This window comes from Methylomagnum sp. (assembly GCF_054333355.1).
The window spans coordinates 1-4,685 of sequence record NZ_JBTEKS010000348.1 but is presented as its reverse complement, the minus strand read 5'-3'; the positions used below and the strand labels follow the sequence as shown (position 1 = coordinate 4,685).

The window sequence follows — 4,685 nt, the reverse complement described above, 5'->3', positions numbered from 1 at the left end:
TCATGCTCTTGTAGAAATCCGTCGGAGTCAGCGTCTTAACCACGGCGACGATTCCCTCGAAATCAAAACCCATTGCAGCCCCGCCCGCCAAGGCGGTGCCGGTAGCTCGCACCTTGCCCGCTTCAATCAGGGTTTTGATGACTGGCAGCTTGCAATGCGGGGTTCGTTTCTCCATGGGAACAAATTAACCTGATTGGTTATTGAAAGGAACTGTCACTGGGCAGTTTTTACACTGGTTCCCATTAAGCTCCCGCCCACGCTGATCCCTAAGGCGATTTCCAAAAATGCTTGTCACTCTTGATCTGGATGTAGGATGGGTAGAGCGTACTCGCGAAACCCATCGAGCCGGACACAGGCTGATGGGTTTCGCTTCGCTCTACCCATCCTACAGGTATGTCTTTGCCTGGAAATCGCCTACGTTATGCGGTTCGAGGAGCCAGCCGCCGCTCGCTTCGACTCCGGTCAGCGAACGGTGGCTGGCTCCGGCTCCATTGGCTTCGACTCCGCTCAGCCAACGGGGCCGGAGCCAGTTTTAATTTAATGATGGCAGTCTCTTGCACTCCACCAGCCGCCACAGGTCGTTCAACCATGCCCCAAACCTACCACCGCCCCCTGCCCCCGGAACTCTACCGCGCCCAGGATGTCCGGGCCATGGACCGCTATGCCATCGACACGCTGGGCATTCCCGGCATTGATTTGATGCGCCAGGCCGGCATCGCGGCGTTCGCGGCCCTGCGCGAGCGCCACCCGGAGGCCCGCACCCTGTCGGCGGTGTGCGGCGCGGGCAACAACGGCGGCGATGGCTATGTGCTGGCGCGGCTGGCCCATCAAGCCGATTGGGACGTGCGGGTCTATCCCGCCGCGCCGCCCGAAGCGCTCAAGGGCGACGCGCTGACGGCTTATCAAGACTTCCGGGCGGCGGGCGGCGAAATCCTGGATTTCATCCCGGTCGATTTCGAGGGCGCGGAAGTGGTGGTGGATGCGTTGCTCGGCACCGGGCTGGACCGCGAAGTGGAAGGTCCATACGCGGAAATCATCCGGGCCATCAACCGCTACGCGCAACTCGGCGTGGTGCGGAGTGGCCGCCCCGGACGCATCCTGGCCCTGGATATTCCCTCGGGCCTGCACGCGGACACCGGCACCGCCTTGGGCGTGGCGGTCAAGGCCCACCTCACCGTGAGCTTCATCGGCCTGAAGCGCGGCCTGTTCACGGGCGAGGGGCTGGAATACTCGGGCGAGGTGGTGTTCGACGATCTCGGCACGTCCCTGGATGTCCGGCACAGCGCCAAGCCCTCGGCCCGGCTGCTGCCGCTCTGGGGACGCGGCCTGCAGCCCCGGCCCCGCTTCGCCCATAAAGGCCACTTCGGCCATGTGCTGGTGGTGGGCGGCGACCACGGCTACAGCGGCGCGGCGCGGTTGGCGGCGGAAGCGGCGGGGCGGGTCGGGGCGGGCTTGGTGAGCGTCGCCACCCGTCAGGACCACGCCGCCCTGTTGAACCTGGCCCGCCCGGAATTGATGTGCCACGGCGTGGAAGGCCCGGAAGAATTACGCGCCGTGCTGGCCCGCGCCTCGGTCATCGCCCTCGGGCCGGGGCTGGGCCGGTCGGATTGGGCGCGGGAGTTGTTGGCGTCCGTGTTGGCGACCGAGCTGCCGCTGGTGGTGGACGCCGACGGGCTGAACCTGCTGGCCGAGCATCCCCTCCGGCGTGACCACTGGATACTGACGCCCCATCCCGGCGAAGCGGCGCGGCTCTTGGGCGTCTCGACCGCCGAGGTGCAGCGCGACCGCTACGCCGCCGTGCGGGAATTGCAGGCCAAGTATGGCGGCGTGGCGGTGCTGAAAGGCTCGGGCACGCTGATTGTGGGCAAGGATGGCATTCCCGCCGTCTGCACCGCTGGCAACCCGGGCATGGCGAGCGGCGGCATGGGCGATGTATTGACCGGGGTCACGGCGGGCTTGCTGGCGCAAAAGCTGGACTTGCTGGACGCGGCGACCCTGGCTGTCCGGCTGCACGGCGCGGCGGGCGATGACGCCGCCAAGTCCGGGGAGCGCGGCCTTCTGGCCGGTGATTTGATGGAGCCTTTGCGGCGCTTGGTCAACCTATGAAGCGGCTGCTACTCGACGAGGCCCACACGCTTGAATTCGCGGGCCGGGTGTATCGCGCCCTGCCGCCCGGTTGTCTGGTGTTCCTGCATGGCAACCTGGGCGCGGGCAAGACCACCTTCACCCGGGGCTGCCTCCGGGCGGCGGGCCACGCGGGCGCGGTGAAAAGCCCGACCTTCACCCTGGTGGAGGAATACGCGCTGCCCGACCGCAGCCTGTTCCACTTCGACCTGTACCGGCTCAACGACCCGGAGGAACTGGAATGGATGGGCATCCGGGATTATCTCCGCCCGGACGCCACCTGCTTCATCGAATGGCCGGAACGGGGCTTGGGGCTGCTGCCGGAGGCGGATTTGGAGATAACGCTGGAGATTGAGGGCGAGGGGCGGCGGGTGGAGTTGATGGCGAATACGGAGAAGGGGAGGGTGGTTTTGGCGGGATTGGAGGCGGGCTAGCCGCTTCTCCAGGTTACTTGCTTATAATCTCGACCAGCCATCCTAACCGATAGAGGCAGACCCCATGTCCGTCACCGTTTCCTCGGATTACCAAATCACCATTCCCCCGGAAGCCCGCCAACAACTCAATATCCAACCCGGCCAAATGCTGGAAATTCTGGTGTACGACGGGCAAATGCACATCTTGCCGGTCGAGCCTATCGAATCCTTGCGCGGCATTCTTAAGGGATGCACCGAACCTTTCGTGCGAGAAAAGCACGACCGCCCGCTATGAACGTCCTGGATTCCTCCGGCTGGATTGAATATTTCCAGGATGGACCCAACGCCGATAGATTCGCGCCGGTCGCAACGGACATCGCCGGGCTACTGGTGCCCAGCATCGTCCTTCACGAAGTTTTCAAATTCTTCCTGCGGGTTCGTGGCGAAGCAGACGCCCGACGGATCGCGCTGGCGATGCGAAGGGGCCGGGTCGTTCCAATTGACGAAACGCTGGCCCTCTCCGCCGCCAAATTAGCGCTTGAACACCGATTGGCGATGGCGGACAGCCTTATCTATGCCGCCGCCCAACAGTACGCTGCCACGCTCTGGACCCAAGACGACGATTTTGAACACGTTCCTGGCGTGCGTTATTTTCCGAAGCCCAAGAAATAACGAAAGCGGCCCGGATTCCGCCGCGTTCCATCCGGGCCACCTGCTAATCAAAACCCCATCACAGATTATCCCGCCAACCCTTGCGGACAACCGCCCTTGACGCTATGTTTGCCCGACTTCCACAGGGGCGCTCGACGATGAATAACAAGGTCTTACTCGGTTCACTGCTACTCGTGTTCTTCGCCTGCCTGCCGTCGCTGAGCGCGGCCAGGGCGCAGGTGAAATCCATCCATTGGACGGACACCCCCCGCGCCCGCCTGCTGGTGGATTTCTCCGGCCAGCCCACCTACAAGCTCACCCGTTCCGCCGCCCCGCCCCGGCTCACCATCGAGGTCAGCGACACCGCGCTGCCCCCCGGCCTGAGCCAGCCGCCCGCCAATCACCCCATCGCGGCGCGGATCGGCTCCCTGCCCGGCAAGGCGCCGAACAGCCTGCGCTTGAGGGTCGATCTCAAGAACCCGGCGGTGCCCCACTACCACATCGAAAACCAACCCGAAGGCGTGCGGATGGTGGTCGAATGGTCGCCGGTCCCACCGGCCGCGCCGCCCCAGAGTCAAGCCCAGGCCCAGGCCAAGCCCGTCGCCAGCCAGGATGGACGGAAGCCTTCATCCGCCGCGAAGCCCAAACCGCCCGCCGCCTTCGTGGTCGCCATCGATGCCGGTCACGGTGGCAAGGACACCGGGGCGATTGGTCCCAACGGCGTGCTGGAAAAAGATGTGGTGCTGGCCATCGCCCGCAAGCTCGCCGGTTTCATCCGCGCCGAGCCGGGCATGAAAGCCGTCATGGTGCGGGCCAGCGACCAATTCGTGGACCTGCGCCAGCGGGCCGAAATCGCCCGGAAAGCCCATGCCGACCTGTTCGTCTCGCTGCACGCCGACGCCTACGAGAACAACGACGTCAGAGGCTCGTCGGTGTTCACCCTGTCGGACCACGGCGCGTCCAGCGAGGCCGCCCGCTGGCTGGCGGACAGCGAGAACGTGGCCCTGGTGGACGGCGTGAAGCTCAAGGACAAGGGGAAAACGCTGGCCTCGGTGCTGGTCGATCTGTCCAAGAACGCCACCCAGGAGGCCAGCGACAAGGCCGCCGGGAAGGTGTTGCGGGAGTTGCGGAAGGATTTCGAAATCCACCACGAGGCCGTGCAGAAGGCCGGCTTCGTGGTGCTGAAGTCTCTCGACGTGCCGTCCATGCTGGTGGAAACGGCCTTCATCTCCAACCCGGACGAGGAGCGCAACCTGAACGACGCCAAGCATCAGGAACGCATCGCCCGCGCCGTGTTCAAGGGGATCCGCGCTTATTTCGTAGAAGCTAGACCGGCCCTGCCCTCGGCGGTGCGGGTGGCGGAGGCCGATAAGAATTGAGGGGCGGGGCACTTCCGCCCACCTGAAATTTGTAGGGTGGGTTAGGCGCACGTCAAGGGAGGCTTGGTAATACCCGGCAGTGCCGCCGTGCGCCGTAACCCACCATGCCAACTGGGAT

At 64.7% G+C, this 4,685-nt stretch carries 6 protein-coding genes; 5 read left to right on the top strand and 1 reads right to left on the bottom strand.

Going from position 1 to position 4,685, the window contains the following annotated elements; genetic code table 11:
• The coding region (locus ACXWUF_RS18935; protein ID WP_458496148.1) for a type II toxin-antitoxin system MqsR family toxin at nt 1-175 on the bottom strand (175 nt) is incomplete at its 3' end.
• A gap of 413 nt (nt 176-588) precedes the next feature.
• On the opposite strand from ACXWUF_RS18935, the gene ACXWUF_RS18930 reads away from it, so the two are divergent.
• From ACXWUF_RS18930 to ACXWUF_RS18910, 5 genes are all read left to right on the top strand, one after another.
• Nucleotides 589-2,106 (top strand): NAD(P)H-hydrate dehydratase, encoded by a 1,518-nt coding sequence (locus ACXWUF_RS18930; RefSeq protein ID WP_458496147.1) that lies wholly within the window; start codon nt 589-591, stop codon nt 2,104-2,106.
• Nucleotides 2,103-2,558, top strand: a complete 456-nt coding sequence (tsaE, locus tag ACXWUF_RS18925; protein ID WP_458496146.1) for a tRNA (adenosine(37)-N6)-threonylcarbamoyltransferase complex ATPase subunit type 1 TsaE — start codon at nt 2,103-2,105, stop codon at nt 2,556-2,558. Before ACXWUF_RS18930 ends, tsaE begins: the two co-directional genes overlap by 4 nt.
• A gap of 64 nt (nt 2,559-2,622) precedes the next feature.
• Complete coding sequence (locus ACXWUF_RS18920) at nt 2,623-2,832, top strand: AbrB/MazE/SpoVT family DNA-binding domain-containing protein (RefSeq protein ID WP_458496145.1); 210 nt, start codon at nt 2,623-2,625, stop codon at nt 2,830-2,832.
• Complete coding sequence (locus ACXWUF_RS18915) at nt 2,829-3,209, top strand: PIN domain-containing protein (RefSeq protein ID WP_458496144.1); 381 nt, start codon at nt 2,829-2,831, stop codon at nt 3,207-3,209. Before ACXWUF_RS18920 ends, ACXWUF_RS18915 begins: the two co-directional genes overlap by 4 nt.
• Before the next feature lie 137 nt (nt 3,210-3,346).
• Nucleotides 3,347-4,567: an N-acetylmuramoyl-L-alanine amidase gene (locus ACXWUF_RS18910; protein WP_458496143.1), complete on the top strand. Its 1,221-nt coding sequence runs from the start codon at nt 3,347-3,349 to the stop codon at nt 4,565-4,567.
• The last annotated feature ends 118 nt before the right edge of the window (nt 4,568-4,685 follow it).

Bases quoted from the DNA above. Each gene is read 5' to 3' on its own strand.
- ACXWUF_RS18930 (WP_458496147.1), top strand. From the start codon at position 589: ATGCCCCAAACCTACCACCGCCCCCTGCCCCCGGAACTCTACCGCGCC.
- tsaE (WP_458496146.1), top strand. From the start codon at position 2,103: ATGAAGCGGCTGCTACTCGACGAGGCCCACACGCTTGAATTCGCGGGC.
- ACXWUF_RS18920 (WP_458496145.1), top strand. From the start codon at position 2,623: ATGTCCGTCACCGTTTCCTCGGATTACCAAATCACCATTCCCCCGGAA.
- ACXWUF_RS18915 (WP_458496144.1), top strand. From the start codon at position 2,829: ATGAACGTCCTGGATTCCTCCGGCTGGATTGAATATTTCCAGGATGGA.
- ACXWUF_RS18910 (WP_458496143.1), top strand. From the start codon at position 3,347: ATGAATAACAAGGTCTTACTCGGTTCACTGCTACTCGTGTTCTTCGCC.